Source organism: Acidisoma sp. S159, from assembly GCF_009766125.1.
Lineage (GTDB): Bacteria > Pseudomonadota > Alphaproteobacteria > Acetobacterales > Acetobacteraceae > Acidisoma.
Genome location: NZ_LMUG01000068.1, coordinates 45,492 through 72,202, shown reverse-complemented (window position 1 = coordinate 72,202; position 26,711 = coordinate 45,492). Strand labels below are relative to the sequence as shown.

Annotated in this window: 33 protein-coding genes; 15 read left to right on the top strand and 18 right to left on the bottom strand. The window is 60.3% G+C overall.

The annotated features are described in order from the left end of the window. The first annotated feature begins 1,293 nt into the window (after positions 1-1,293). Positions 1,294-1,410, top strand: coding sequence for a VOC family protein (locus GSQ92_RS31900; RefSeq protein WP_371418591.1), 117 nt, complete (start codon positions 1,294-1,296; stop codon positions 1,408-1,410). Beyond that, positions 1,403-1,687, top strand: a complete 285-nt coding sequence (locus GSQ92_RS25505) for a VOC family protein (RefSeq protein ID WP_216856946.1) — start codon at positions 1,403-1,405, stop codon at positions 1,685-1,687. Before GSQ92_RS31900 ends, GSQ92_RS25505 begins: the two co-directional genes overlap by 8 nt. On the opposite strand, the gene GSQ92_RS25500 is transcribed toward GSQ92_RS25505, so the two are convergent. The 8 genes from GSQ92_RS25500 to GSQ92_RS25465 all read right to left on the bottom strand — a co-directional run bounded on the left by GSQ92_RS25500 (position 1,684) and on the right by GSQ92_RS25465 (position 8,926). Continuing rightward, positions 1,684-2,631, bottom strand: coding sequence for an ABC transporter permease (locus tag GSQ92_RS25500; protein WP_159014350.1), 948 nt, complete (start codon positions 2,629-2,631; stop codon positions 1,684-1,686). The two genes, GSQ92_RS25505 and GSQ92_RS25500, sit on opposite strands and share 4 nt — an antisense overlap. After that, positions 2,628-3,566 carry an ABC transporter permease gene (locus GSQ92_RS25495; RefSeq protein ID WP_159014348.1) on the bottom strand — a complete coding sequence of 313 codons (939 nt, stop codon included), beginning with the start codon at positions 3,564-3,566 and terminating at the stop codon, positions 2,628-2,630. Before GSQ92_RS25495 ends, GSQ92_RS25500 begins: the two co-directional genes overlap by 4 nt. Next, positions 3,563-5,113 carry a sugar ABC transporter ATP-binding protein gene (locus tag GSQ92_RS25490; protein WP_254066695.1) on the bottom strand — a complete coding sequence of 517 codons (1,551 nt, stop codon included), beginning with the start codon at positions 5,111-5,113 and terminating at the stop codon, positions 3,563-3,565. Before GSQ92_RS25490 ends, GSQ92_RS25495 begins: the two co-directional genes overlap by 4 nt. Continuing rightward, entirely contained in the window at positions 5,097-6,131 is a 1,035-nt protein-coding gene (locus GSQ92_RS25485; RefSeq protein WP_159014344.1) for a substrate-binding domain-containing protein, read from the bottom strand. Before GSQ92_RS25485 ends, GSQ92_RS25490 begins: the two co-directional genes overlap by 17 nt. Before the next feature lie 47 nt (positions 6,132-6,178). After that, entirely contained in the window at positions 6,179-7,327 is a 1,149-nt protein-coding gene (locus tag GSQ92_RS25480; protein ID WP_216856945.1) for an amidohydrolase family protein, read from the bottom strand. 178 nt (positions 7,328-7,505) lie between these two features. Beyond that, a complete protein-coding gene (locus GSQ92_RS25475; protein WP_159014340.1) occupies positions 7,506-7,871 on the bottom strand; it encodes a DUF1636 family protein in 366 nt (121 codons plus the stop codon). Positions 7,872-7,878: 7 nt separating this feature from the next. After that, entirely contained in the window at positions 7,879-8,052 is a 174-nt protein-coding gene (locus tag GSQ92_RS25470) for an alpha/beta fold hydrolase (protein ID WP_159014338.1), read from the bottom strand. Positions 8,053-8,062: 10 nt separating this feature from the next. Continuing rightward, entirely contained in the window at positions 8,063-8,926 is an 864-nt protein-coding gene (locus GSQ92_RS25465) for a fumarylacetoacetate hydrolase family protein (RefSeq protein WP_254066691.1), read from the bottom strand. Between the two features lie 168 nt (positions 8,927-9,094). Between GSQ92_RS25465 and GSQ92_RS25460 the strand changes: the two genes are divergently transcribed. From GSQ92_RS25460 to GSQ92_RS25450, 3 genes are all read left to right on the top strand, one after another. Further along, positions 9,095-9,814, top strand: coding sequence for a FadR/GntR family transcriptional regulator (locus tag GSQ92_RS25460; RefSeq protein ID WP_159014334.1), 720 nt, complete (start codon positions 9,095-9,097; stop codon positions 9,812-9,814). A 106-nt stretch (positions 9,815-9,920) separates the two neighbouring features. After that, positions 9,921-10,823, top strand: coding sequence for an NAD(P)-dependent oxidoreductase (locus tag GSQ92_RS25455; RefSeq protein ID WP_159014332.1), 903 nt, complete (start codon positions 9,921-9,923; stop codon positions 10,821-10,823). A 399-nt stretch (positions 10,824-11,222) separates the two neighbouring features. Then, the gene (locus GSQ92_RS25450) at positions 11,223-11,852 is read left to right on the top strand and encodes a hypothetical protein (RefSeq protein WP_159014330.1); all 630 of its coding nucleotides are present in this window, start codon (positions 11,223-11,225) and stop codon (positions 11,850-11,852) included. 994 nt (positions 11,853-12,846) lie between these two features. Here GSQ92_RS25450 and GSQ92_RS31475 read toward each other — a convergent pair. The 3 genes from GSQ92_RS31475 to GSQ92_RS25440 form a co-directional block, all read right to left on the bottom strand. Continuing rightward, positions 12,847-12,969, bottom strand: coding sequence for a hypothetical protein (locus GSQ92_RS31475; protein WP_256367131.1), 123 nt, complete (start codon positions 12,967-12,969; stop codon positions 12,847-12,849). 925 nt (positions 12,970-13,894) lie between these two features. Beyond that, a complete protein-coding gene (locus GSQ92_RS31895) occupies positions 13,895-14,290 on the bottom strand; it encodes a hypothetical protein (RefSeq protein ID WP_159014328.1) in 396 nt (131 codons plus the stop codon). A gap of 13 nt (positions 14,291-14,303) precedes the next feature. Next, the gene (locus tag GSQ92_RS25440; RefSeq protein WP_256367130.1) at positions 14,304-15,023 is read right to left on the bottom strand and encodes an RNA ligase family protein; all 720 of its coding nucleotides are present in this window, start codon (positions 15,021-15,023) and stop codon (positions 14,304-14,306) included. A gap of 253 nt (positions 15,024-15,276) precedes the next feature. On the opposite strand from GSQ92_RS25440, the gene GSQ92_RS25435 reads away from it, so the two are divergent. The 4 genes from GSQ92_RS25435 (at position 15,277) to GSQ92_RS25420 (ending at position 17,923) form a co-directional block, all read left to right on the top strand. Next, positions 15,277-15,450, top strand: a complete 174-nt coding sequence (locus GSQ92_RS25435) for a hypothetical protein (RefSeq protein WP_158803260.1) — start codon at positions 15,277-15,279, stop codon at positions 15,448-15,450. A gap of 296 nt (positions 15,451-15,746) precedes the next feature. After that, positions 15,747-16,223: an ASCH domain-containing protein gene (locus GSQ92_RS25430; protein ID WP_159014324.1), complete on the top strand. Its 477-nt coding sequence runs from the start codon at positions 15,747-15,749 to the stop codon at positions 16,221-16,223. A 307-nt stretch (positions 16,224-16,530) separates the two neighbouring features. Next, complete coding sequence (locus tag GSQ92_RS25425; protein WP_159014322.1) at positions 16,531-16,971, top strand: hypothetical protein; 441 nt, start codon at positions 16,531-16,533, stop codon at positions 16,969-16,971. 160 nt (positions 16,972-17,131) lie between these two features. Continuing rightward, positions 17,132-17,923 carry an SOS response-associated peptidase gene (locus tag GSQ92_RS25420; RefSeq protein ID WP_159014382.1) on the top strand — a complete coding sequence of 264 codons (792 nt, stop codon included), beginning with the start codon at positions 17,132-17,134 and terminating at the stop codon, positions 17,921-17,923. 171 nt (positions 17,924-18,094) lie between these two features. On the opposite strand, the gene GSQ92_RS25415 is transcribed toward GSQ92_RS25420, so the two are convergent. The 5 genes from GSQ92_RS25415 to GSQ92_RS25395 all read right to left on the bottom strand — a co-directional run bounded on the left by GSQ92_RS25415 (position 18,095) and on the right by GSQ92_RS25395 (position 21,954). Then, complete coding sequence (locus GSQ92_RS25415) at positions 18,095-18,307, bottom strand: hypothetical protein (RefSeq protein WP_159014320.1); 213 nt, start codon at positions 18,305-18,307, stop codon at positions 18,095-18,097. A gap of 890 nt (positions 18,308-19,197) precedes the next feature. Further along, positions 19,198-19,545, bottom strand: a complete 348-nt coding sequence (locus GSQ92_RS25410; protein WP_159014318.1) for a DsbA family protein — start codon at positions 19,543-19,545, stop codon at positions 19,198-19,200. Between the two features lie 19 nt (positions 19,546-19,564). Continuing rightward, positions 19,565-19,939, bottom strand: a complete 375-nt coding sequence (locus GSQ92_RS25405; RefSeq protein ID WP_159014316.1) for a nuclear transport factor 2 family protein — start codon at positions 19,937-19,939, stop codon at positions 19,565-19,567. Positions 19,940-19,992: 53 nt separating this feature from the next. Continuing rightward, the gene (locus tag GSQ92_RS25400) at positions 19,993-20,703 is read right to left on the bottom strand and encodes a YafY family protein (protein WP_159014314.1); all 711 of its coding nucleotides are present in this window, start codon (positions 20,701-20,703) and stop codon (positions 19,993-19,995) included. Positions 20,704-21,417: 714 nt separating this feature from the next. After that, positions 21,418-21,954 carry a VOC family protein gene (locus GSQ92_RS25395; protein WP_254066690.1) on the bottom strand — a complete coding sequence of 179 codons (537 nt, stop codon included), beginning with the start codon at positions 21,952-21,954 and terminating at the stop codon, positions 21,418-21,420. Here GSQ92_RS25395 and GSQ92_RS25390 point away from each other — a divergent pair. The 4 genes from GSQ92_RS25390 (at position 21,919) to GSQ92_RS25375 (ending at position 24,417) form a co-directional block, all read left to right on the top strand. After that, complete coding sequence (locus GSQ92_RS25390) at positions 21,919-22,614, top strand: YafY family protein (RefSeq protein WP_159014312.1); 696 nt, start codon at positions 21,919-21,921, stop codon at positions 22,612-22,614. The two genes, GSQ92_RS25395 and GSQ92_RS25390, sit on opposite strands and share 36 nt — an antisense overlap. 441 nt (positions 22,615-23,055) lie before the next feature. Further along, entirely contained in the window at positions 23,056-23,358 is a 303-nt protein-coding gene (locus GSQ92_RS25385) for a metallophosphoesterase family protein (protein WP_254066694.1), read from the top strand. Positions 23,359-23,431: 73 nt separating this feature from the next. Next, positions 23,432-23,605: a hypothetical protein gene (locus tag GSQ92_RS25380; protein ID WP_159014310.1), complete on the top strand. Its 174-nt coding sequence runs from the start codon at positions 23,432-23,434 to the stop codon at positions 23,603-23,605. A 356-nt stretch (positions 23,606-23,961) separates the two neighbouring features. Further along, positions 23,962-24,417, top strand: a complete 456-nt coding sequence (locus GSQ92_RS25375; protein ID WP_159014308.1) for a hypothetical protein — start codon at positions 23,962-23,964, stop codon at positions 24,415-24,417. Positions 24,418-24,505: 88 nt separating this feature from the next. Here the strand turns inward: GSQ92_RS25375 and GSQ92_RS25370 are convergent, their stop codons facing one another. Both GSQ92_RS25370 and GSQ92_RS25365 read right to left on the bottom strand, forming a co-directional pair. After that, the gene (locus GSQ92_RS25370) at positions 24,506-24,778 is read right to left on the bottom strand and encodes a hypothetical protein (RefSeq protein WP_159014306.1); all 273 of its coding nucleotides are present in this window, start codon (positions 24,776-24,778) and stop codon (positions 24,506-24,508) included. Next, entirely contained in the window at positions 24,779-25,252 is a 474-nt protein-coding gene (locus GSQ92_RS25365; protein ID WP_159014378.1) for a DUF5681 domain-containing protein, read from the bottom strand. Between the two features lie 32 nt (positions 25,253-25,284). On the opposite strand from GSQ92_RS25365, the gene GSQ92_RS25360 reads away from it, so the two are divergent. Together GSQ92_RS25360 and GSQ92_RS25355 are read left to right on the top strand one after the other, a co-directional pair. Then, entirely contained in the window at positions 25,285-25,647 is a 363-nt protein-coding gene (locus GSQ92_RS25360) for a transposase (RefSeq protein ID WP_159014304.1), read from the top strand. After that, complete coding sequence (locus GSQ92_RS25355) at positions 25,596-26,444, top strand: IS3 family transposase (protein ID WP_371418594.1); 849 nt, start codon at positions 25,596-25,598, stop codon at positions 26,442-26,444. The genes GSQ92_RS25360 and GSQ92_RS25355 overlap by 52 nt, the downstream gene beginning before the upstream one ends. Positions 26,445-26,711: the final 267 nt, after the last annotated feature.

Here is a 26,711-nt window from a genome sequence, read left to right as displayed (position 1 = left end):
CCGTCAAAGGGCCATCGTGACTAGCCCAGCCGATAGCGCTCCTCGTCCTCAATGGTAGTAGTAACGACCATGGCGATAGTAGCGGTGTCGGTAGTACGCTCCCCTGTACCGATAAGGATAATATCGGTGACGGTAATAGTAGACATTCTCGATCGAACTATCGCTGAGGGCGACAGTTACTCGCGACACGATGAGTGTCGCGGGACTGGCCGCCGCTTCATGGGAAACAGGAACACTCAGGAGCCCGGCCACAATCATCATTGGCAGCAAACGCATGGAGCTTGTCTTTCTTAACAGTTTGCCGTCTGGCCAGTCCCCACCCACCCGACAGCCATCTAAGCATTAGGCGCGGCACCAGGGCGACCGCCGTGAAAGCGCCCCAATATTCTAAGGGCTCAATAAGATTATGCACAGTGCCCGAACTCTCCATCCACATGGATGGTTATGGATGGAGAGTTCGGGGTGCCAGGGATCTTGCAAGTCTCTCATCGGGCTTTGTCGACCCCTAGCATTTCGATCAGCGTTTTGACGTCATCGGACGGGCTCCCGGCCACATCCGATGACGGCCGGGGTCGTTCGTCCGGCGAGCAAAATTTAGGGGCGGATAGAGGCCGCGTCATGTCACCGTTTAGGAGGGCGGATCATTGACCGAGGGACTGCCGATCCTTCACGCCCCCTTTTCTCGTGTCATCAAGCACCAGATGAGGATGAAGATGCTTTCGACCCGGGAGACCTTCATGAAGCCTCACGCCCCGCCAAGATGGTCTGTTCGCGACGATGAGGGCACCGCAATTGCCTACACGCGCGACGAGTGGTCTATTCCGCTTCGACAGGGGGGCGGATCGCTAAGCTTCGTTTAGGCCAGCTCTGTACAGCGGACGGTCAAATTCTCGGAATGCTCATGCCCTCGGGAAGAGTTCGCGGAGTAGGAGGCGAACCGGCTTAATCCTTCATGAGGCTCTTCGGAGGAGAATAGCCATTCGGCGGCAGCCCACGATCTCGTGTGTAGGCTTAGGCACCTGACGCAGGTCTGAGGAGGCAGCACCAGCCGCGCCAAGTGCTCGACCTGTTCGTGGACGGTTTGGTTGAGCGGCGCCGCTCTGGTTGAACTCCGCGGCCAGGCCGTTGGGATGCCGACTTCAGAATGCCGCATTGTCGACGGACATAGAGATCCGTATGACAATCGCATTCCACAACGCTGGTTGTGACGGCAGTCACACGAATCGGGCTGAATAATGACGACCGGGAACACTCAAGAGCACCGGCGCATCGAGGAAGATTAAACCGACAACCATGAAACAGCGTTTGGTGCTCACAGCTGTGCTCGTAAGAGACTACGATGAAGCGATCGCCTTCTATGTGGGTAAACTAGGCTTCGAGGTGCGAGAGGACACGCACCTCAGTGGATAAGCGCTGGGTGATTGTCGGACCGCGAGGCGATGGTGCTTCTCTTCTGCTCGCGCGGGCAGCCGATGACCGACAGCGCGCGGCTGTCGGTCAGCAGAGTGGTGGCCGAGTATTCCTGTTTCTGGAGACCGACAATTTCACCCGCGACTACGCCGACTATATCGCGAGGGGAGTCACCTTTGTCGAAGAGCCGCGACGTGAGCCCTATGGCACAATAGCGGTCTTCTTGGACCTCTACGGCAATCGTTGGGATTTGGTTGAACCAGAGGTCCCTTCTTAGCGACGCGCTCGCATGAGATAGCGATCGAGCATAAGAAACGAGAGGAGGGTGAGGCCGAAGATCACCTGGCGTCCACTCTCGCCGATGTTGATGGCCGTGAGAAGGCTCACCAGCACCGTCATTAGGATTGCTGCGCAGGCGACCCCTCCGTACGGCGCCCGACCGCCCGCTAGCGCGACCCCGCCGATTGCCGCCACTACAATGCTCGTCAGCACATAGGCGTTGCCCAGCCCTAGGAAGGCTTGGCCAACGTAACCAGTCAGCAGGAAGCCGCCAAAGGCAGCAATGCCGCCGCTCATCATGTACGCGACAATTCGGACCCGCGTTGTGTCAGTTCCGCTCAGGCGCGCGGTGATAGGATTAGCGCCCGTGCGGCATAGCCGTCGCCCCCAGGCCGAGCGCGACAGCAGCCAAATGGCGATCGCTGCTATCACGGCCCAGAGCACGGCCACGGTGGGAATGCCGTGGAAGCTCCGCCCCGTCATCGCGACGAGGCCAGGGCTGGCTCCATTCGCAGGATGGGCCAGGGAGACGCCGACAATCAGGCCGCCGTCTATGACGCTGGAAAGCGCCAGCGTGGTGACGAGCGGCGGCACGCCAAGCACCGCGATGCCCACGCCGTTTACACAGCCCGCGGCGAGGCCGGCTCCGATCGCCACGCCGGCCCCGATCGGGGTCATGGCATTGCTGCCGTTCATCAGCGCCGCGCCCAATATACCGCCGAGGGTCGCAATGGCGCCGACCGATAAGTCGAGTCCCTGGCCGCCCGCTGCCATGACGACTGTTTGACAAAGTCCGAATAGGCCAAGGAAGGACGCGATTTTGAGCTGGTTGGCGATCTGGCCTGGCCCGATGAAGCCAGGCAACAAGACCTCTCCGGCCGCGAGCAGCAGCAGCGTCAAAGCCAGCAAGAGGAGAGGGCGGCCGAGCCGCAATGCCGTCATGCCACAGCCGCACGTTTCTGTTCGAACACCATGAAACCGAGCCCCGACATGATTACGATGCCTTTGAAGAATTCCTGCCAGATGCTGGGAATGCCGGCGAAGTAAATGACGTTGCTAACGATGCCTAACACGATGGCTCCCACCAATGCGCCCCAAGGGGTGCCCCGACCGCCAGCGAGTGAAATGCCGCCGATGACGACGGCCGCTACCGAAGTGAGCGTATAGGTGTCGCCGACGCGAGCGTCGCCAGACAGCGTCTGCGCAGAAATTGCGATGGCTGCGAGGCCTACCAGCAGCCAACCGACCAGATAGGCTGCGAGCTTGACGCGAAGAACCGATATTCCTGCCTGGAACGCTGCCGCGGGATTGCTGCCAACGGCGACGATCCGCCGGCCGAGACGATGGCGTCCGAGCAAGGTCCAGATCAGCAGCGCGCCCGCCACGATGAACAACGGCACTGGCACGCCGCTGACGGTTCCGGAATAGAGATCGCCCACACTTTGATCCAACTCACCGCCCGGCTGCGGCATCAGGGCCAGGGCCAGACCGAACCAGACGGCCGCGGTTGCAAAGGTAGCGATGAGCGACGGCAGCCCGAAGATCGTCACAATGACGCCGTTGATCGCGCCCAATGCCAGCGCCAGGAGGAGCGCGAGTCCCATCAGCCCCCAGGGGCCTCCCACTGCCGAGATTGGAACCGTCGCCAAAAGACAGTTTATGAGTGAGACGCCAGCGCCCACCGAGAGGTCGAGTTCGCCGCTCAGGACGATCACGGCTTGTGCCAGACAGACAAGGATGGTCGGCGTAAGGGTGGCGATATTGTCTTCGAGCGAGGGCAGGCCGAAGAAATGCGGCTGCAGTCGTGCATTGAGAGCGATGACGACGACGAGCATCAGTAAGCTCGGCAGGATGCCGGTGTAGCGGAGCGCCCTCATGCGGCGGCTTTCCCGAATGCCGCCGTCATGACGCGCGGCTCGGTCATGGCGTCGCCGCTCAGTTCCTCGACGATGCGGCCTTCGTACATGACCAGGATGCGGTCGCAATGCAGCAACAGCTCCTGGACATCTGAGGCGAAGACGAGCGCCGCGGTACCGGCTTGGGCCAACTCGCCAATGATAGCATAGATCTCGGAGCGGGCATGGACGTCGACGCCCTTTGTCGGGTCACTCAGCAGCATGACCTCGACATCAGTTGCCAACCACTTTCCGATCACGACCTTCTGCTGATTGCCGCCGCTCAAGGCGGAGACCGTTTGGTCCGGCCCGTCGGTCTTGATGAGCAGACGTCGGATCGCGCGCGTGGCGAGGGCCGCGAGCTTCTCCGCGGGCAGGCGCCAGGGACGTGGGGCGAGGGCCAGGAGGACGTAGCCGATGTTCTCGCCAACCGTCTCCCCGGAAAAGAGTCCCTGGCGCCGCCGATCGTCCGGCACCAAGCAGATGCCGCGATTGATCATGTCCCTCGGCCGCCTGGGCGATACAGCTCGGTCCTTGTGCCAAAGCGTGCCGCCGTCGATCCGCCGATCTCCGGCGATCGCCTCCAGTAGTTCCACCTGCCCTTGACCTTGCAGCCCGGCGAGGCCGACGATTTCGCTGCGGCGAAGTTCGAGATCAACACCGCGAACGGCCGGACCGGCGCGCAGGCCTTCCAGCCGCAGAACAGGCTCGCCGATCCTTCGCTCGCCCACCTCGCGCAGCACGGCATCCGGATCGCCGGTCATGAGGGAGAGGATGCGCCCTTCGTCCAGCCGCCCCGAGGTCGTCCAGGCACCAGCCGTCCGGCCGTTGCGCATCACCAGGATGTCGTCGCAGATCGTGTCGATCTCCGCGAGGCGGTGCGAGATGAAGATGACGCTGACGCCCTCTGCTGTCAGTCGCCGGATCGCGGCGAACAGGTGCCCGACTTCCGCGGCGGCAAGAGCCGCCGTCGGTTCGTCGAGGATTAGTACTCGCGGTCTGCGAGCGAGCGCGCGGGCAATCTCGACCAGCTGCTGGCCGGCGGCAGTCAGCGTGCCTGCCGGTGCCGCGATATCCAGCCGGCTGCCAAGTTCCGACAGCACGTCGGTCGTCCGGCGTCGGGCTTTCGCGCGGTCAATGAAACCACCAGCGTAGCTGAGTTCAGCGCCCAGAAAGACGTTTTCCCAGACCGGCATGTCGGGCGCCAGGCTTGGATGCTGATGCGCGATGACAATGCCCAGGCGCGCGGCATCCTGCGGCGAGGCATGGCGCAGCGGCGCGCCCGCCAGATGCATCTCCCCGCCGCCCGACGACAACTCACCCGCGATGATGCGGGACAGCGTGCTCTTTCCCGACCCGTTCGCTCCTAGCAAGCCGAGGACGCGGCCTTGCCGCAATGTCAGATCAACGCCGGCGAGCGCTACGACACCACCAAAGTGTTTGGTGATCCCGCGCGCAATCAGGAGCGGGGGTGCGATTTCCCCGTCGGTCGGCGGCGCTGCCGGCAGACCCTCAGGTGAAGAAAGCATCAAGCTGTGGTTCCGAGAACCATTCTGCCAGAAAGTAGCTGTCAGGTTGATCCTTCATCGAGGCGAGGGTCGCATCCAGGTTGTCGCGGGTCACCTGAAGGTGGATTGGATAGTAGATGACGCTGTCCGGCACGGGTTTGAGCTTGCGGCCCGCCGCCAGTCGCACCGCGATACCGATGGCATTGCGGCTGATATCCGGCGGGTTAGGCTGCGCGAAAGCGCGCATGTTGGTGCCGTTGTCTAGTTCCTTCTTCCAGGCAATCAAGAAGGCCTTCTGCGCTTCGCCCGTCATTACCGGGATCGGCCGTCGCGCATTTTGAAAGGCGCGCAGAACCCCGAGCCCCATCGAGTCTTCCACGAAGGCGCCGTCAATCTGCGGCTGCGCGGCGATGACCGTCGCCATCACGCTCTGCGCCTTGGCGTGATCCCACATGCCGTAACCGGACCAGACGATGTCGATGCCGGGATATTTGCCGAAGACGTCGTGCGCGGCGCGGCGTCGGGTTTCGGCGGCCGGATTGCCGGGAATGCCGTCCATGACGACGACTTTGCCTTTGCCGTTCAACGTATGAGCGATCCATTCCGCATAGCGGGTCGCCCAGGCGTAGTGATCGACCGTGACGCTCAGCGCGTATTTGTTCTTCACCGCCTGATCGAAGGCGATCACAGGAATGCCGGCGCGCTTCGCCTCGTTGATGACACTGCCGAGAGCAGTGCCAGAGTTCGCATCCATGGTGATCACGGACACGCCCTGCAGGATCATATTGTGGATGTCCTGGATCTGTTGGTTGACGTCGGCGCCGGCCTGCTGGACCACGAGCTTGGACGCCTGGCCCTTGGCCTGATATCCGGCGAATTGCGCCTGCGCGCCGGCCACCATCTGGTTGCGCCATTCCGAACCGAAGTAGCCGTTCGAGAGGCCGATCACGACGTCTGAAGCGGCGGCAGGTTTTACGCGCAGGCCCATGGCGGCGGCGCCTGCTGCCGCCGCGCCCATCATCAGATCTCTTCTTTGCATCGTCCGATTCCGCCTTTTCAGCCATTTCTACTGGTGTTGCGCGGGGGTTAGTCCGCGGCCATTTGCCGGTCGGCGGAGACACGACCCTCGAAACGCTTGTGAAACTGACCATCCTTCATGATGGCGAGCAGAGAGTGCCGGTCCTGCATCAGGCTGAGGTCGAGCAAGGGATTACCGTCGACCAGCAGGATGTCGGCGAGATAACCCGCCGCGATCCGGCCCATTTTTTCGCCCGACTTGCCGGCCCACGCCTCACCGCCGTAGGCCGTCGCTGCGCGCAGCGCCTCCCACGGCGCGAAGCCGAAGAGGTTGACAAAGTGCTCAAGGTCGCGAGCCTCGGTGCCGTGGGGCAGCCAGGCAAAGCCATAATCCCCGAAAGGCACGACTTTGATCCCGGCCTTATGCATCTTGATCATCACCTTGATGCCTTCTTCAAGCTCCCGTTTGTTGCCGATCATCTCGGCAACATCGGTGGTGATGCCCCAGTCTTTAGCCTCGTATGTCGTGTTATAGCGCGCCGCGATGGCAGGCGAGATGTAATGCTTGTGCTTGACACGCTCCAGCATCTCGATCGTTTCGTCTGTAGCGAAAGATGCGTGGAAGATGAACTCGACATTGTGCTTGATGCACTGCCGCACGGAGCTGTCGGCATGCGCGTGGGCCGCAATCCGTTTGCCAATGTTGTTGGCTGTGTCGCAGATCGCCGCGACCTCTTCGTCGGTCATCGGATTGTCATAGGCCGCCATACGGGGATAGCAGAAGCTGTCGCCGGAGTTGTTGAACTTGATGAGGTCGACGCCTTCGCGGATCAGCATGCGAACCGTCTTGCGGAATTCCTCCGGGCCGTCGCAGATGATGGAGACAGAAGGATGTTTGGCCTCAAGTTGATTGTCGTCCGCGAGGCCCCCGGTTACGGTCAATTCGGGCGAGCCCGCCAGCATCCGAGGACCGGGAATGCGGCCCTTGTTGATTTCGTTGCGGATCACGATGTCGAGCCGTGGCTTGGCGGAGGCAGCGCCGATAATGGAGGTGAAGCCCATATCTAGCGCGAGCTTCGCATTATGCATGCTGAGAAGGACATGCTCCTCGACCGGAAGAGCGGTGAGCTCAGCGACGGTGGTGCCATTGTTGTAGGTCGGATGGGCATGGGTGTTGACCATGCCGGGCATCAGGGTGGCCCCGCCGGCATCGATCACCTGCGCGCCCTCGCGCGGCAGGCTCTCGCCTGGCGCTGCCACAGCGCAAATGCGATTGCCCTGAACCAGCACCTCGCCGGGCAACAGTTCCTTGGTTGTGCCTTCGAAAATCATCGTGTTCGTGAACAGCGTTTTCGCCATTTTCATTTCCCCCGATTCTGGCCGCCAGTCTGTCTTATCAGCCTCTCGCCATTTCAGAGACGCCCAAGGTAACGCGGCCCGCGACTTTTGCGTGTAGCCGTCCAGGCAATGCTGTTGGCGACAAATCACCATCGGGGCTTTGGGCGTAGATTTCGGCAGCCTCGATCAGAGCCTGCGTATCCTCGGGCACCAAACCGCCAAATCGGATTACAGTCTTCCCGGGTTCGCGCAATGCGGCGGCGCAGGGATTAGGGCAGGTGTTCAGGCACTCGACCATGCGCACCGCGATCGAACCGCCGGCCGCCACCTTCACCGCGCGTGCCAGCCGCTCCCCGGGTGTCATCTCTCCCATAGGCGGCGCTGCGTAGCGGTTGCAGGTCGTGCAGATGAAGATACGGCCCATGACCCGACTAGGCCGCCTGAGATGATCGCTGTCGCGAATAGAAGAGGGTCATCGCGTAGTTGACCTGTTTGGCGCGCTCGATCGTCGCCCAATGGCCGCAGCCGTCCAGCACGCGAAGTTCCGCACCGGGGATGGCGCCCAGTTCTTCGACGAAGCGGCCATCATTGCGTTGTTCGATCATCGTCGCTTCCTTACTTCGCTTCCAACACGGCATGCGAAGGTTTTGGCGTGGCGCCAGGCATCCGCCGCACCGTATTGCGCAAAACTCCGATCCCAGCGATTTCCACTTCGATCACGTCGCCGTCGCCCAGGAAGCGCGGTGGGTTGAAGCCAATGCCGACGCCCTCGGGCGTGCCGGTAGCGATGACGTCTCCGGGGCAAAGTGTGACGCATCGAGAAATCGTCTCGATGAGGGTGGGCACATCGAAGATGAGGTCCGCGGTGGTCGCGTTCTGGCGCGTTTCACCATTGACCCGGCACGTAACACGAAGATCACTACCGTCGATCTCATCGGCGGTGACGATCCATGGGCCCATAGGCCCAAACCCGTCGATCCCCTTGCCGAGAAACCACTGCTTGTGCTGACGCTGCAGATCACGTGCCGTGACGTCGTTAATAATGGTGTAGCCGAAGACATGTGCCAACGCATTTGCGCGGCTGATGCCGCGGCCGCCGCGGCCAATGACAACCGCGAGCTCCGCCTCGTAGTCGACGGCAGCATCGATGCCGGGCCACAGCGGAATATCATCGCCGTGCGCCGAAATCGCGCCGGAAGGCTTGGTGAAAATGATGGGATATTCCGGGACCGCGTCGGCAGCGGTTGACCCCGCATCAAACCCGCTTCGGGAAAACTCCTGCGCGTGCGCATGATAGTTCTTGCCGACGCACATGATGTTATGCGGGGGCGCCAGTATGGGCGCGAGCAGCCGGGCATCCTCTAGTGCACGTCCACCGCCGGTGGGCGCGGCGATCCCAGAGACGTGGGTCAGATGTGCGATTGTCGACACCATATCGCCGCTTATGCGATCCGGTAGGCCGGGGATCGCCTCGTCCAACGACCAGTACAGCCCATCTTCGACATCGACGACGCAGACCGTCGGTCGCCCTTCATGAAGGATTGTTGCGAGTTTCATTGGTGATCCAATCTAGACCAATCTCGACGCTTAGGCTCCCAATCGAAAACCAAGTTGCAGTGATTGGCCTAGCAGTGTCAAGTCTATGCCATGAGTTCTGAAGCACGTGATCGCGAGCCTTCGGGTCCCGTGGATGGCCCCCCGCGAGGCGACGCCGAGTCGCTGCGCAAGCTGCTCGGGCAGGAGATCGGCTCGTCCCGCTGGCGCATCGGTGACAAGCTGCCGACCGAGCGCGAGTTGGGGGAGACTTATGGCGTCGCCCGCAATACTGTGCGCCGTGCCCTGCAGGTTCTGGAGCAGGAAAAGCTTATCATCCGCCATGTTGGACGTGGCACCTTCAAGGCCGGCGATGCCTCCTCTGTGACCTCTGCATTCCTGCCGAGCGCTGACTCGCTGAGCCCCGCTGGCGTCGTCGAGTGCAGGTTGATCTTTGAGCCCGAGCTTGCACATTTGGCGGTTGCGCGCGCGACGCAGGTCGATCTGGACCGCTTGGCGCAGTGCCTTCGCGGCGGTGAGACCGCAACGACGGTTGAGGATTTCGAACGTTGGGACGGCGCGCTGCACGAAGCTATTGCGCAGGCGACGCACAACCAAACCATCGTCGCTATGGCGCAGGCGCTTGCTGTCGTGCGGACCAGGGGCGAATGGGGTCAGCTCAAGGCCCGCAGTATGACGGTGGAACACCGCCGTGCGCTTCACGCGCAGCACGCTAACATCGTAGCCAGTCTCATCGACCGGGACCGTGATGCTGCACGGACGCAGCTTCGCGAGCATATCCTGTACGTTCGCAAGTATATGTTCGGGGAATAGAGCGCGCCCCACCGATCATGAGCGGCTTGCGCTGGGCGGACGAATTGGTACTTATTGGCTCCCGCTGGGCGGAGCTAACCAAATCCTCAAAGAAGGGATGATCGCTATGCGCGTCGGCTTTATTGGACTCGGCCTGATGGGAACGCCCATCGCCCTCAACATTCTGCGCGCCGGTTTCACACTGACGGTCTGGAACCGCACCAAGGCGAAGGCTGATCCTGTCGTGTCGGCGGGCGCCATTTGGGCCGCTAGCATTGGGGAGCTTAGCCGTCAGTCCGACGTAATTCTGACCATGGTGACCGATGCGGCCGCATCTGAGGTCGTGATCAGCGGCGCTGATGGCATTCTGGCTCACGCTGCTCCTGGCACGATCTTGATCGACATGGGCTCGATAGCGCCAGAGGTCTCCCGCATGATCGCGGCGCACGCGAAAGATCGGGGCGTGGCAATGCTGGATGCACCGGTGACGGGCAATCCGAAGGTTGCTGAAGCCGCTAAGCTCGGCATCATGGTGGGGGGCGAGGCGGATGTTTTGGCCCGTGTACGGCCGCTTCTGGAAAAGCTATCGGCAGTCATCGTGCATGCTGGCCCGTCGGGCGCGGGTTCCACGCTTAAGCTCGTCAACAACCTGATCCTGGGTGTGGCGATCCAGGCCGTGGCCGAGGCGCTTGTCCTCGCCCGTAAGGCAGGGATTGACGCCGACTGTGTGCGGCAGATCACCAGTGTTGGGGGCGCGCGAACAGGCGCTATGGAAACACGCGGGCCGCGCATGATTGCCCACGACTTTTCCCCGCATTTCTCGGCGGATAATATGCACAAGGACCTTTCTACCGCCCTCAAGCTCGCTGACGCGGTTGGCGCGGCGGCCCCGGTGGCGGCGGCCGCACTGGAAATCTTGCGGGCGGCACGGGCGCAAGGCAAGGGTGAGATGGACTCTGCCGTGGTCTACATGATCATCGAGCAGCTATCGGGCCTCGGACCGAAAATTGCCGCCCCAGCTGCTGAGTGATGCCATATCATCAGCAAAGGTCATGAGCCAAGTTCGCTCGCCTACTCGAGATCCTGACAGTGATTGCTATTGCTTGTTGGCCGTGTTGGGAAGTGCGTTGCCCGCACAGTGTAGTAGCCTGAGACTGCAGCTGTTCAAGGAATGCTGGATACCTCAGAACCGAAGGTCAAGGATACGCCGTCGGTCGCTCGGCAGGTCTTCAAAAGGAACTCAATCCGTCAAAGTAATCAACGTTCTTATCACGAACCGCCGCTGCTCGGCGGGAATGGCGACCGCCATTATCGACGTCTGACTACTTGCCTGCGATATGCCAAGCTGCGTCCTGGCATAGACATTGCCGGCAGCACGCCACGGCGAGTAAACACCCCCGCCTAGCCTCGATACACCGCGAAGGCCGTCATGAAGCGAATCATTCTGAGGACGCGCAATATCTTCTTCCCCACCGCACTATTGCTGATTTTGGGTGGAACAGTTTCCGCCCGCGCTGGCGCAGTCGAGATTTGCGCCTCTAGGCTGGACCCGGCGGATTGGCATGAGCTCTTCAGCAAGGGACCGATCGTTGTCCCGGAACACATCGTTTTCCAATTCCGAGGTCACATATTTGGCTCGCTCATGGATCCCAACGATCAGGGTCACAGCCTTCCGGGAGGAGGTTGGCAGGTATCCCTTGCCGAAGTACAGCGACGCAATTCAGTGGTCAGGAGCGATCAAGCATTGTGGGAAAGTGGTTACCTGGCCTTCATGACCGAGAAACCCTCAACGCTCACCAGAGGGCACCCCTGTGTGTCGGCCGAAGTGCAGCAGGTGCTATCAGAGCAATGGGGCTGGTCGAAGAAGGGCATAGCCGCCGATCAAAACGTGTATTTCGAAATATACGCCGTTTACGAGGACGGCGGTGTGGTCACCAGCTTCAGCGACGACAGCAACCCTTTCTTTTTTGCGGCTGCCCGGGGCGAGATTAACGCCTCTGTCACATCCACCATCAACAACTTTGTTGTGCTAGAAGACGCTCTGCAGCAATCGCCCTGATGGCGCCACCTCATGCGAAAGCGGCCAAAAAAATTAGTAGATAAAGTTGCCGGTCTCGTCGACTTGACTGAGACGCGGGCGGGAATTCACTGGGCCGCTCGTCCACCTTGCGCTCACAGCCGTGTGAGCCCTTGTTTCCCAATTAATTCCAGGTGCGCTCGCGGCTTTGGACCCGCTCGCCCTGTTCTTCAGCAAGCCTTCTCGACCCAAAAGATTTTAGAAGTGATCCACCGCTGATGAAGTAGTGGGCTCGTGAGCGGCTCACCTGCGAGAGCCGCGGTCTCCCGCAAGGTGAACGATGAGCGTCGAGAGCGCTGCAAACGAGAAGGGTTTCAACAGCATTGGCGCACCTGCGCGCGTCTCGCCATCGCAGCACATGACGGTTGACGATGCCGCTCAACACCGTCGATCATCAACTCGCGGCTTACCGTGGCTCTAGAGAAAATACGGCCGATGACTTGCGCGGAAACACGTACGCCTGAAGGGCGGCAGCCCAATTAAGCCGACACCGATGCATGCGGCACCGGCTCAGCGTCTTCATGACCGCGGGGCAAATCAGCGGTCACATCGGCGCTGCGGCTTCGCGACTTGTGAAACAGGATAACGCAAGATCACGATTTTGTTATGAAGCAACGACCTGAACAAGTAGCCAATTCTACCTTTAGGTAATGATCGAGCGGGGTCGCCTGAAGTGCGGGCATGTAGCCCGTTAAACAAGTCCTAAACTGTGTCGTGACGCAATTCCGAATTGGAATGCGAATCTTCCAGATGCAGTAGGACACAGAAAAGTGATAAATTCCAAGACAGGATGTATCGCGCTGTTTGCGGCGCTGATGGCGACGAGCGCGTCCGTAGGCGTGATGGCTGCAACCCCTTCGCCAAATGGAACCGATCTTCGCCGCTGTTATCTCCAGAAACCGTCACATGATGTCCGTTACGGCCTTCGATGCGTTCCATACTACGGATTTGTGAGGGCGGGTGACTCAGACACGGCTCATGCCCTCAACGCCGCGGCCGCGAAACACAGCGCGAGCGCCACAAGCACTACTGTGGCTTCCGCCTCCGGCACCCCTGCGGCTGCAACTCTTTCGTCTACTCCGTCGACCAGGCTGGGCATCTCCGAACTCCCGGGATGGGCGTCCTCTGAGGAGAGGCCATTGACTGATGAAACGCGGTCTCCCGATGCAATGCGCGCGAAATTGGCGGTGCGAGAGTGGGAGCTTCATCTTTACGAGCTGGGACGGCTGACCAAACTGGAGGCCGATACAGCCATTGCCCCAGAATAGTTCCAGGAATGGCGGGAGGAAATTGACGAGCTGCGCCGAGTGGCCGATGCTTCCTGACCTCGTGAAACAGAGCAACATGGCCAGAACAACTCGGGCGGAACACCGGTTCAGGGTTAAGGAGAACGCCTCGGGCGAACCTTGGCTTGTGTCGGAAGTGCTTACAGGAGAAGAGCCGCGAGGAAGCGGTTTCGTGGGGCTCGAGCTAACGCCTGGGACGACGATGCAACAGGCGGAAGACCTTGCTCAGACAATGAACCGACTCATTGTCTGCACGTCCTTCACGCGGTTCCAGGATTAGCCCTGCTGCTGGCGCTCTTGTCCTTACAAATATGCGGGAGACTTCGATGGAGAGCGCCTCCCTCTGCTGCATCGCCCGAGGCTGCCCCTCTTTGCATCAAGCTTGTGCGAAAGACGCCCAAGCAAATCCCCAGGCCGATCGTCGGCTTGGAGAAGCTCAGCCCGTTTCGGATCTGCATTATGACCAACGAGGGCTTCAATCTGCAGCTCGATCCGTCTAATGCAGTCGGTCCGCGTCATAGCGGCCTCCATCCAATTCTACGGCGGCAATCAAACGGAGCCGTCAGGAGCCTGGCGCAAACAATTCGCCATCCCACCCGTCCATCCAATCTTTCCATTCGCCGGATCCCTCTGGATAAGGACAGCTGCTGCGCGGGCCGCCACGTGCGCGTTCTTCGAGCCCCTCCGCAAAGGCATTGCTTCCAGTCGCGCTGTCCATATCTCCGGACGGAGGCCCGATCATGTTGCTTCTCCCAGGATTGCTCGTTTGCGTTGTGGAGGAACTGCACCTTTCCAACGCGACGGACCCACAGACCTTTCGCTAGTGGAAGCGACAGGTGTCACTGCTCGCCGTTCAGCCGTCGGATCCGGAACTTCCATGACGACCTCAGTTGCGACCTTGTCCTCTCGTAGTCCCAGGTAGATGGGATGGCGGACACGACCTTCGCCTGACCATGCGGTGAAGCTGACTTCGACAACTAGTTCGGAACGAATCCAGCGGATCGAGCGGTCAAGCTGATCACCAGCGACGACGAGCGATGCAGGAGGCGTTGAGGATAGCGCTTCGCATAAGAGGGAGTAGTCGAGCAGCTCACGATCGGAGAAGCCCGTTCCGACTGACCCAGCATAGTGCAAGCGACCGAGCGGATCATAAGCCGAGAACGAGCGACCCGATACCTTGACGTGAGCCGCCTGGAGGCATCCACCCGAGAACGACGAAGTCCTCCCGGCCAATGGCTTTGATCTTCAACCAGCTCGGCCGCCGGCCAGGTCGATATGCAGCGTCGGCGCGTTTGGCGATGATGCCTTCTAGGTTCAGGCGACGCGCCTCGGCGAGAAGAGCGGCGGGATCACCATCGACATGCTCGGTGAAGCGCAGGTAGCCGCCCCACTTGTGTGCGCCCTCGAGGACGCGCTTCCGATCGATGAGCTTGCAATCCCGCAGGTCCCAGCCGTTCAGATGCAGGATGTCGAATGAGTAGAAGTGGAGGGTCCGGTCCCGACCATGCGTCAGGGAGTTCTGCAGATCGTGGAAGCTTGGTGCGCCATTTGTTCGAAGCGCGACGAGCTCTCCGTCAATCAATGTGGTTTTCACTTGTAAGGCCTGGAAGCGCTTGGCGAGGGCCGGCATGCGCTCAGTCCAGTCATGGCCACTGCGGGTGACGAGACGCACGCGGCCGTGGTCGACCCAGACGAGCAGTCGATAGCCATCCAGCTTCAACTCAGAAAGCCACCCAGGACCTTCTGGAACGGCCGAGGCTGCGGCAGCGAGTTGCGGCACCTGGGTAAGCGGGAAGCGTCCCAAAACTGCTCCTGGCGCGGGAGCACGGTCACGAGGCGGCGGACGGTCGGCGGCAGTTCTGGCCATAATTCACAGATTGCGTCAGGCAGATAGGTTGCCATAACCAGCTTACAGGACGACGCGCTCTCGCCGCATCAGCACTATTCTACAAGCCGCTCGCAACGCGTGAATCTTTGGGTTTTCGGGCACCGCGAGAGTGATGCTGTGCCACGAGTTTGTGATTAACCATCGTGGTCCAGCTACCTCAGCGGAGGCCAATTGCGCCATTCCCAAGCCGCATTCACCTGCGACAGTCTCCGAGAACTATGGGAGCACGGCGATGACAGCGCGCACCGTAGAAGTAGATGTCGGCAAGATCGAGATCGAGACTATCGGACGGGAGATCGTGCTGGCGACCCCGGTCAGCTTCGACGATGTGGGCATGACTGTGGGACAGGCCCGCTTGCTTGCGGCGGCGCTGCTTGCGGCGGCGAGCGAGGCAGAAGGTCGATGATGCAAGTCAATGCCGAAACAGTGCAGTCCATTTTGACGTCGGATTAATTAAATTGGCCCGCAGTGCTAACGCATCGATATCATTGGATTGCGCACTGAGCATTTGCAATCCGAATGGCAGCTCGGCCTGGAATCGCCCAGTCTAAGCTAACTCGCTGATCGCACTATACGAAACCGTGAGGTCAATACGTGATAATACATCTCTCACGCGTTGATGTATGGCTGTTGTGGAAGCCGACACGCATCAGTCGCGCCAGTAACGGGCAAGGCGTGCCGTCAGACGACTGGAATTCGTAAATGAAAACCGATGAGACTGAGTCTTTCTGGAATTCCTTCTGTCGAGCTACCAAGCGCGGCAATACTCGCTATGAGGTCGTCGCGCTGGGCGATACACCCTCAATGGCGACGGAACTTTCTGAACTGGTCGTCATTGGCCGAAAACGCGCGACGGCCGGACTGCTCGAAGTCTACCTGACTAACGGTGAGCCGATACCTGAAATCGGTGGTTTCGTTGTGCTTACGGATGGGGAGGGTCACCCGAAATGCATCTGGAGGACAACGGAGCTCAGACTCGGGACCTTACTCTCGGTCGACGACGCTTTCGCTTTCGATGAAGGCGAAGGAGATCGGACTCGCTCCAGCTGGATTGCTGAACATCAGCGATTTTTTGCGCGTCAGTCACATCAGTGCGGCTTCGCTATGCATGACGAGGTGGAAACGGTCTTCGAGCGCTTCGTCATTGTGTGGCCTCGAGCACTCCTCGAGGGCGGATGATCTGCCACCGGGAAAAAAGCGAGCATTCGGAACCGAGGAGCTGACGATGGTTCAGCATCAAAAGAGACGCGCGAAACGGTTTTCCATCGGCTCAGCTTGTGTGAGACTGAGAGGGAAAGGCTGCAATATCAGACTTTGCCTTTTGGCCCGCTCGAAATCGCTCAAACCCGTCGGGCAATAGAGGAGATTGCATTCCACAAAGGGCTGCAAGCTGCGACTTGGCGTCCTTTCTCCCCTTTACAAATTATGGTCGCCGACCACGATTATCTGCGAAGGCTTGAATCGACGCAAAAGAAGGACGATCCCGTTGCCCTGGACACGCATCACCGATCCCAATCACGCGGCCGAGCTTATACCCGCGTGGTTCTCCGGCCGCATGATCGGCGAGCGCGGCTCGTTTGGGTTGCTCCTGACAACGGGTGACGTCATGCGGGTCACCTCTATCACGGCCGTCGCCCAATCGTCGGAGGGCACGCAACTCATCGACGTGCTGCTCGACAGCGCAGGCGTGCCCCAGGGCGTCGATCTGGCTTGGCAGTCCAAACACTACCTGGGCGTTCCAATCCCCGGTGCGACCTTGGCCACCGTGAATGCGGCGCATGTTGTCGCGCTGATAGAGTTCACCGCGTCGGAGTTGGTCGAGCCAACAGCCGATCTGGCCATTGATGTCGATGACGATGGTGAGCTTCCGCCAGAGCTGGAGGCGATGGGGACGGTGCCGGCGATGACCGTCTCGGGCCCTCGATAGCCAACTAAAATAGCTGCCGCGGCCGTGTCGCGCGATGGCTCCTCGTCAATCGCGCGGCCACGCGGACCCTTGTACACTAAGCGAAGCGCCGGACACCTGATGTTAAGCTATTAGGGGAGCAATAGCGCCAACTGCCAACTGCCAACTGGAGAGCATCGATATCTGTAATCTCTATAGCGTCACAAAAGGTCAGGCCGCGATTCGGGATCTAGCCAAGGCAATGACCGATCGGAGCGGCAATATGCCGCCGCTGCCAGGTATCTTCCCCGACTACGGAGCACCGATCGTGCGGGAAGCTCCCGATGGCAGGGAGCTGGCTTTGGCGCGCTGGGGCATGCCCTCGCCAATCTTCGCGCTAAAGGGCAAGAAGACCGATAGTGGCGTGACCAACATTCGCAACGTCAAATCGCCCCATTGGCGACGGTGGCTGAACCCGGAAAGCCGGTGCCTGGTCCCGTTCACCAGCTTCAGTGAAAACGAACTGACGCCGGGCGGGTCCCGTCAGCCCATCTGGTTCGCTTTAAGTGAGGATCGGCCGCTTGCGTTCTTCGCCGGCATCTGGACGCCCTGGACGTCGGTTCGGAAGCTTAAGGAAGGCCAGGTAACCGCAGACCTTTTCGGATTCCTGACCACTGAAGCCAACGCCGAGGTTGGCGTTGTGCATCCCCAAGCCATGCCGGTTATTCTGACGACGGAAGAGGAGCGCGAGGTGTGGCTGCGCGCGGCGTGGGGCGAGGCATGCGGGCTGCAGAGACCGCTGCCAAACGGATCCCTGCGCGTAGTGCTCAGGGGTGAGAAGCAGGATGGTACGATGGAGCTGATCAATCTTGCTGGCAAGGCCAGCAGACCGCATGCTGAGCTGCCTTTACCACTGTTCGAGGGCACGCCGGATCGGCCCGATGATTCAGCGACGATAGCGCTCGTGGAGAACGGTCCTCGGCGGGTTGTGTGACTGGTGCGCGGCCGTAGCACGAGACCGCGCGCTTGAGTATCAACCCACGAGGGCTAGGACCGGCACGTCACATTTTTGTCGGACGCAAAAGCATTCTCTGCCCTTAGAGCGATAGGGTCGAACTCAGGCCTCCATGGTCAACCAAGAAGCGACCGCGCCATCATTCTGTCTTCATCGACGATAGGTGCCTGCCGCAATGGCGTGAATATCTGCACGGCCAAATCCAAGCTCGCCAAGCTCACGGTCAGTATACATCGAGAGTTCATTTGCAATCCGCAAATGCTCCCGACGATTTGCGCGGCGATCTTCCCAGGCTTGACGATACTTTGCCGCCAGGTGCGTAAAAGTCGTCAAATCAGCGTTAATCGCGTCAAATATGGGCACGGAAAGCTCCCTTCATGCTGCACTGCAACATAAGAGCCTTATCGCCGCTGGGAGTCTAGCGTTAAAACGAAGTAGACTCGTTATAACGATTAGCCAGGAGCCTTAACTCGACACAGTCAACACGCGAGAAGGACGATTATAGCGCGTTGATTAGTCGGCCCCGTTAGCAGTCAGGCGTCGTCTGAGCGAATTCGGATGCCACGGAATCCGCTTGACAATCGGTTGCCATCGCTCGATTTCCGCTTACCATCAAGCTATGTCCAGTTATCCAGATCCCGGCAAAGACACCGCCGGCCCTCGGGGTTGGTGGTCATCGACGAAACTCGGCCGCTATCTGCGCGGTGAACCTGTGCCGCCATTTTGGGAGAAAACCTTCTACGCAATTCTCTGGACGCTTTCGATGGTCGTGCAAGCAGAAAGCCCGTCTGACGGACCGGGTAGTGGTTCCGGAGGCGCGACTTCGGCCCGTGACGACGGCGGGAGTTGCGTATGCGGATTTGAGCCGAACCTCTGCGGCAAGTCTCCGCACTGCAAATGGAAGCCAAAGATCGTGAAGGGCAGATAGGCTAGTGCGCTCGCTCGTCATCTACTCGCGGCCAGTTGCCTCGGATCGTGGTGACCAGACGATGCAGCCAGCACACGATCTGCTTGCCAGAAGGCCTCCTGGCCGGACGCAGAACGGCGGTGATCATCCGGCCCGCTTCAACGCGTTCACTTCCCGAGCGGCTGCCTCTTCCGCTTCGACATCCTTCTTGAACGTGTCCCCTGCCACCATCAAGCCGACCTCGCTGCGGTCGAGCCCAAACCCTTCTGCGAGACGAACGAGCGTACCCGTGTCGAAGGATGCTAGCCTCTTCGACAAAATGACCCCTGTGAAGGCGCTCGACCGTCTACATTTGAAGGCCGCGGGATTTTGCAAAATGCACGACCCGGTGCGCGTCCATTGTATCGCCGGCTAACGTGTTCGCCATCTTGTAGGTAAGACCTGCTTCGGCGCCCTGCTCGACCTGTCCGAGGATCGACGCGATATCGGCTTCTGCGCCGCACTTTTGTTTTAGATAGGAATTGACCCTATGCGGCGGAATGCCCGGTCGCAGCCGAGAAGAACGATAGACGATTTCGATGCTCTCCCTGTGCGGGAATTGCGCGACCCCGGCCTTCAGCATCGCATGCCGAACAGGGCAGACGGGACAAATCAAATCGCCCCAGAACTGTACGGTGAGCGCGTATGTCATCATGCAATCACTCTCTGAAAACTCAGGATCTAACCTTGGTCTTGTTGTGAACGATGATGAGCTGCGTGATCTGATCCCCCCGCAAGCTGAAGTAGAAACTCAGGATCAACGGATCGGGCAGCCCGGTCTTGGCGTAGGTCCCGTCGAGCTTGGCATGGACGGTCACGTCGCCATGGCGATCCCAGGCGCGTTGGACCGCCATCGTCACGTTGTCCCCGAAAATCTCCTTGTCGCCGAAATCGCGGATCGCGTCGGTCCCGATGAACTCACGCTGGATATCATTGAGCATGGCGTCTGGAGCGAACGTCGCCATCCAGGCTTCGGCATCATGGGCGTTGCAGGCGGCGATGTGATCGGCGACCACCTTGGGCAGATTATGGGTGATGTCAGTTGTCACGGCGGCGATCTCCTTCGTCCTTACGGTACGAAGGCATTTAGCACCGGCTCCTGTCAGTTTCCGTCAGGAGAGGTTCGCCAGTCCCCTAGCTTGTCGAGATGAGGGCGGAGGCGGCGGACGAGGTCCGCACGCTGGGCCGGGTAACGGTCCAGCCGCGTCGTCTTGACGATACGGTCTGTTCGAAAGGTGCGAAAATCCTGCCGCAGCTCGCACCACGCGCACAGTACACGGGCCTGATCCAGGAAACAAAGCTGAACCGGCCAGACGATGCGTTCGGTGCGTCTCTCCTGTTCGTCCCCGTAGAGGATGTCGAGCCGGACCCGGTCACGGATTGCCTTACGCAGTTCCTCAAGCGGCATCGCATTCTGCGGAAAGGTCCGGGGAGGACCGGGCAAAGACAGCGGACTGATCATTCGCGCCTGGGCCTGAGGTGATACGACCGCGCTGATTTTCGTCAAAGCGACGGACGCCGCGGCCTGCAACAAGTCGTCGCCGCGCTGGTCGACATAACGTAGGCCCAGCATAATTGCCTCGACCTCGTCTTCCGACAGCATGAGCGGCGGTAGGAAGAGACCAGGCCGCAGGATGTACCCGACCCCAGCCTCGCCGTCGATTGGTGCGCCCTGCGCCGCCAGATCGGCGATGTCACGATAGATCGTCCGTTCAGAAACCTCCAGTGCTTCGGCCAGCTGCGCGGCCGTGACCGGCTGGCGGCGGCCACGCATAGCCTGAAGCAGGCGGAGGAGGCGGGTGGAACGGGACATGGATCATCTGGACCTTCGACGTCCTTCTACGATTAACTACTGACACGATGCGTCAGGAGTCGAGATAGGATGGGAAGGCCGAGGCGAACAAATGAAACAGCCCGCTCCCGAATGCCCGAGGGAAGCGGATCGGTCCATATGGACGAAAACGGCTCAGGGGCACGCTAGGGAGCGTCCGGTCTCGGGAGGATCACGCCGCGACCAGCTGGGTCGAAGGCGGTCGGCCAGATCCCGGCCTAGAATCCAAAGGAGAGACGTAGTAGGAGCAGCGAGAATGCCGGTCTCGGATATGGCTGCTCGGCGAGTTGCGAAGCCTGCACCGGGGCGGCCGCAAGCTCGGCCTTCACCTCGTCGAGCAGATCGGTCGTTTCAACGCCCGGAACACAGAGAACCTCCCCGACAGCACGCTCCGGAGCCTTAAAAGACTTCTTCGTACGAAACGAGATTCGCATCAGGATTGCTAACATCGAGCTGGCAAATTAATACGCGAGAAGTCCTGTTATCGCGTATTGATGCACGCTCCCTGCCGTGCACCCAATCTCAGCTATCAGACTCGAACACGAGGGAGATCGCAAAAGGAACAGCCGAATGTCGTTCAACCTGAACGGCCGTCCGCGGCACGTGCAGGTTGAACCTGTGAGCCGACGTTGCCGAAGGCGCGGTGACAAAGACTGTGCCTTCCACCACAACGTGCTCACTCTCATTCGCTGCGGCCTACCGCGACCCGAACCGCTGCTTAGCGGCGTCTGTGACAGGCGTATACAGACCCACAAGCGTTCCTTCGGGGTCGCGAAACTGAGTTGCGCGATTTCCCCATGGCATCATCTTCGGCTCGTGCACAACTTCCAATTCACCTTTTAGCCTTGCGAACTCGGCATCCACGTCACTGACTTGGAACTCGATAACAGCAGTACGATTAGCGGCGGGCTCAGCGCTTCCCTTCTTGAATAGCGCCACCGTCTCGGCGCTTCCGATGGCAAGCGTTGCTGCCGGAGCTACGATTTCGGCAAACACCGGCGCTAGCCATTCTGCCGTCTGGCCGGTCACCCTCTCGTAAAAGGTGACCAAAGCCTTGATGTCGGCGGCGATCAGTCGTGTGGAGGCGAATTTCATGGCTTTAACCCTTGGATCTGGCAGCGGAGAAGCCGCGGCCTTGCGAAAGCGGTTGTCGCACAGGCCTGCTGACACCATCCTGTCAGCAGGAGTCAGCATGCCATGCGTCGGGCCGACCGATTGTTCCAGATCATCCAAATCCTACGGCGGTCAAACCACCCGGTAACGGCAGCCGCGTTGGCGGAGGAGCTCGAGGTATCGAAGCGCACGGTATACCGCGACGTCGCCGACCTGATGGGCCAGCGGGTTCCGATCGAGGGTGAGGCAGGCTTGGGTTACTTGCTCGCCTCCGACTATGACATGCCGCCCCTCATGCTGACATCCGATGAGATCGAGGCTGTCGTGCTTGGAGCTCAGTGGGTAGCAGGCCGATCCGACAAGGCCCTCTCCAATGCGGCTCGCGATGTGGTCGCGAAGATTGCCGCTGTCGTCCCCGAACACCTCCACCCCTTCATCCTCGAGCCAAACGTGGGCACGAGATCAACGATCCAAGAGCGGGAGGAAGCTGTCGATACGTCGATCCTCCGGTCAGCGATCCGGAACGGGATGAAACTACAGCTGCGTTACTCATCCGAGGCTGGCGAGGAGACAGACCGAACGGTGTGGCCGGTAATCCTTGGCTATGCCGAGACGAGCCGCTTGCTAATTGCATGGTGCGAGCTGCGTCAGAGCTTCCGACATTTCCGCACGCACAGGATCATCGAGGCCGAGGTGCTCTCCGAGAACAACGGCTTGCGCCAAGGCGAGTTACGCCGCCGCTGGCAGCTTTGGCGAGAGAAGAAACGACGCCTTGATTGACCTCGAAGTGTGAATCGTCCGTCCGCTTACTATTCGTCTCTGCCATACTCGGATTGCACCCGGGTACCTGAGAGCGCACATCGCTTTTGGCTCCAGGTGCCGGGTTTTGACCGGACCGAGTAAACATTGACGATCCTACCACCGTGGATCAGCCCTAAGCTCATTAAGAGGAAGTAGCGTGGCGTCTTTGCGGCATCGGCTAGTACCAGGCTCATGCGCCAAGGGCGCCAGTCTCACGTGCCGCGCTATCGACGAGCAACCCTCTTGAATGTCCCGTAGACATGTGGTCGGCCTCATCTCAGATACCCATGGGCTTCTCCGTCCCGAGGCGGTTGACCTTCTCAGAGGGAGCGATTTCATCGTGCATGCAGAAGACATTGGGAACCCGCATATTCTGCGGCACTTGCTGACCTAGCGCCGGTTGCCGCGGTACGCGGCAACATTGACACGGGAGCCTGGGCTCAATCGCTCCCAGAAACGGAGGTGCTTCGGGTCGGCGAGGTCGCCTCCTTCTATGTGCTCCACAACATCGAGCACCTCGACCTCGATCCCGTCGCCGCCGGATTTCAGGCCGTTATCTCCGGCCACTCTCACAAACCGGGGCATCGGTGGAAGAACGGCGTTCTGTATGTAAATCCGGGGAGCGCTGGGCCGCGCCGCTTCTCGCTACCCATCTCTGTCGGGCGCCTTTTCGTCGATGCCGACCAAGTGTCAGTCGAATTGATGGAAATTGAGCCAAAGTGACTCAGCAGCTTTCGCTCTGCTAGGTGCGATCCGTTCACCGATGGCCGGCTGCAAACAACCTATGAGCCTTCAGGTGCAGATCGAAAAGGACGGGAAGGCCCATATCGGCCGATGTTCCGTTGAGGATGGCACGGTGACTGTATGGACCGCGACCGGTCGGAAAACGATCGAGCTCGGCGACGACACGACGGCCGAGGTTCTGGCTGAACAATTGCTCTGCGCCCTAGTGCACGAAGGCAAAGGATGATTGAGGTCCGGCGTCCGGGGGTCGTCAGAGAGTTCATTTTGGAAGAGAGGCGCTTACCCGGACGCCGAAGGCTTTACGCGGGTGAGCGGCCCGACACCGCCTCGTGATCCGGCGCACAATCAACCGGACTACGGGCACCCCACCCCAGCAGTGAAAGGAGCCGGCTCTGCTGGCCTCCCTCGCAACCTTAGTCAGGCTCGAATCCCGAGCACATTCACAATCCGTTGTTTCAAGTGTTCGTGCTTGGACTGAACCGTCCGGAAGCCTGGAGAGAGCTCAGCTGTAAGAAAGGCACCGCCTTTTCCCAGCGGCACCCCCAGGATCATGCGGAGAGTCCGGGGTAAGGAGGACCGCCCATGAGAAACGACTACACGTCGACCAAGATCCAAATTCGGGACGATGAAGGAGCAGAGATTGCCTACGCTACAGGAGGAGCGGTTTATGCTGCCGCGACCGGGAAGAAGATTGCCAATCTCCGAAACGGAAGCCTCTACGCACTGGACGGTCAAATCTTTGGATTGCTTACCCCCTCTGGAGCGGTGCGGGGTGATGCCGCCGACGCCTTCATGAGGCTTGCGAAGAAGGGCAGGCCAAGTGTCCCAGGCCACCTTCTGCCAGTTTCGCGGCCGATAATGTTGGGATCACGAAATGCGCTCTCCAGTTGGTGGGCGACCCACGACGCAATCCAAGGGATAAAGGACATGCGCGGGCAGGAGCGGATCACGAAGCTCGTGCGTGCTGAGAACGATAGTTACAAGGTTAAGCGTGAGGCTGCCGCGTTGGTCGCATTAAATCGGATGCGGGGAGCGTGACGCCTGTCATAGGCCGCAACTTTCGCAGCCGACTTTCATCACGCCTTCATAGCGGCGCGGTGAGCAGCGCTGATGCGACTAGAGCCCTTCACGCCGACTCTGCCGCCGTAATTCGCTCCAGGCCGGTCAACATCAGGCGATCGAGTGGAGGAAGTCGGCCCGCGTCCTGCATCGCTCGAAGGCCGGTGATGTGCTCAGCCATTCGCTCTGCCCGATCCGCCGCGTATTCTTCCGCCGTCATCGTCTGCATCCGGTGAAGCTCCGCAGCGCGACCGATCTCGAGTTGCTCGGCAAGATTAACGCCCGTCAGGCTCGACGACCGCTCCAGCTGGGCTAGGCGGCGGAACATTGACGTGGACATCTATCGCATCCCTCTCTGAGTTGCGGCTACTTCCAAGGCAGCCAGGCGCTTCTCCAAGTCGACGACCTCGATCGAGCGCCGCTTGGCTTCCATGATCCCCGCCACAGTAGAACCCTCGTCGGGCGTGATATCTCCCGACGCGACGGCCCCCAGCACCGAGCCGAGGGCGAGTGCGATATCTTCGGCTGTGCTGATTGGCTGGAGTTCAAACTGGACAGGCCGGCCGCGGCGCACGGGCGCAACTCGCTCGAGGCACAACTTCAGCGCCAAGCCGTCGCCGGCGAGCGCCGTTTCAATTGTTTTGCGACCCAGGGCCAAAGCCTCGCCTTCGAGTAGGGCCTCGATCGCCATGGTGGAACGATTGCGCTGGCCTGGAGGCCTGCCAGTCGGATTGCCTGACTTGCCCGGCTTGAATCGCCAGGGCTTCTTGGAGTGAACCCCTGCGGCTGGACACCCTGGGGCTTCGGAACTGATACACTTGTTGGACCTTCGATCAGGAGAAGGTCATGTCATCACGAGGCCCGTACCGGCGCCATTCGCCGCAGTTTAGGCTACAGCTGTGCCAGGACATCTGCAGCGGCGCCATCGGGCGCCGCGATGCGGCCAGGCACCACAATCTGTCGACCAATCTGCTTCAGCTCTGGCTGACCCAGTATGATCGCGGTGAGCTCAGCACGGAGGAGGCGGAGGCATCCATCGTTGCGAATTACGAGGCCAGGATCGCGGCGCTGGAGCGCAAGGGCGGCCAGCTCACCATGGAGCTGGACTTGGCGAAAAAAACACCGCGCCTGCGCCTCGTGAGCGACAACGAGAGCTCATCGATCATCACCGGCCCCAAGCCTGTTCCATCCGAAGGGTGTGCCAAGTGATCGGGTTGCCGCGCAGCACCTACTATTACCGAGCTCAGGAGGGCTCTGTCACGCTGACGGATAGCGAGCTGGAGGAGCTCATCGGCACTGTGCAAGACGAGCTGCCCGGTTACGGCTACCGCAGAGTGACGCACGAGCTCAGGCGCCGAGGCCACGTGATCAACCATAAGCGTGTTGCCCGTGTAATGCGGGCCAAGGGCATGGGCATCAAGCCGAAGCGGCGCCATGTCCGCACCACCGATAGCAAGCACGACAGCCCGATTTTCCCCAACCTGTATCGCAACGTCGTGCCTGCACAGCCAAACCGCGTGTGGGTGGGCGACTTCACCTACATCCGGATCGCCTCGGGGTTCTGCTACTTGGCTGCTATCCTAGACGCGTGCAGCCGCAAGGTGGTCGACTATGCCATCTCGCGCACGATCGATACCAATCTGGCACTGGCTGCCCTGAAATCGGCATTGGCGACCCGCCATCCTCCCGCTGGATGCATCTTCCATACCGACCGTGGAGGGCAGTATGCGAGTGAGGCCCACCGTCGAGCCCTAACCGAGGCAAGTCTGCTCGGCTCGATGAGTTCTGTCGGTAACCCATACCACAATGCCCAGGCAGAGAGTTTCATGAAGACGCTGAAGGTCGAGGACATCTACATCGGTGGCTATGAGACGTTCCAAGATGTCGCGCAGCGTTTGCCGCGGTTCATCGAAGACGTTTACAACGCCAAGCGCTTGCACTCGGCGCTTGGCTACCGCCCACCCGACGAGTTTGAACGCCACCTGGTCCCGCATGTCGTCGCTTAGTTCTGACCCAGGGCGTCCAGCCGCAGGGGTTCACTCCACGGCCGGGTCAGTTTCGTCCCGCCGCTGACATTTTTTCACGAGATCAGAAAGCTATCTTCTTAGGAGGGCCATCGTCGGCTTTGGGAGCGCCAGGTTAGACGTGGAAGAGAGCAAGCGATCGTGAGAGTCATCCCGCCCCGTCGAGCAAATTAAGGGAAGGCTACGCTGAGCCCAGTGGCGTTTGCCGCTCAGGAGGGCTGTGTCCTTGTATATCCCGCTAGTGCTCTT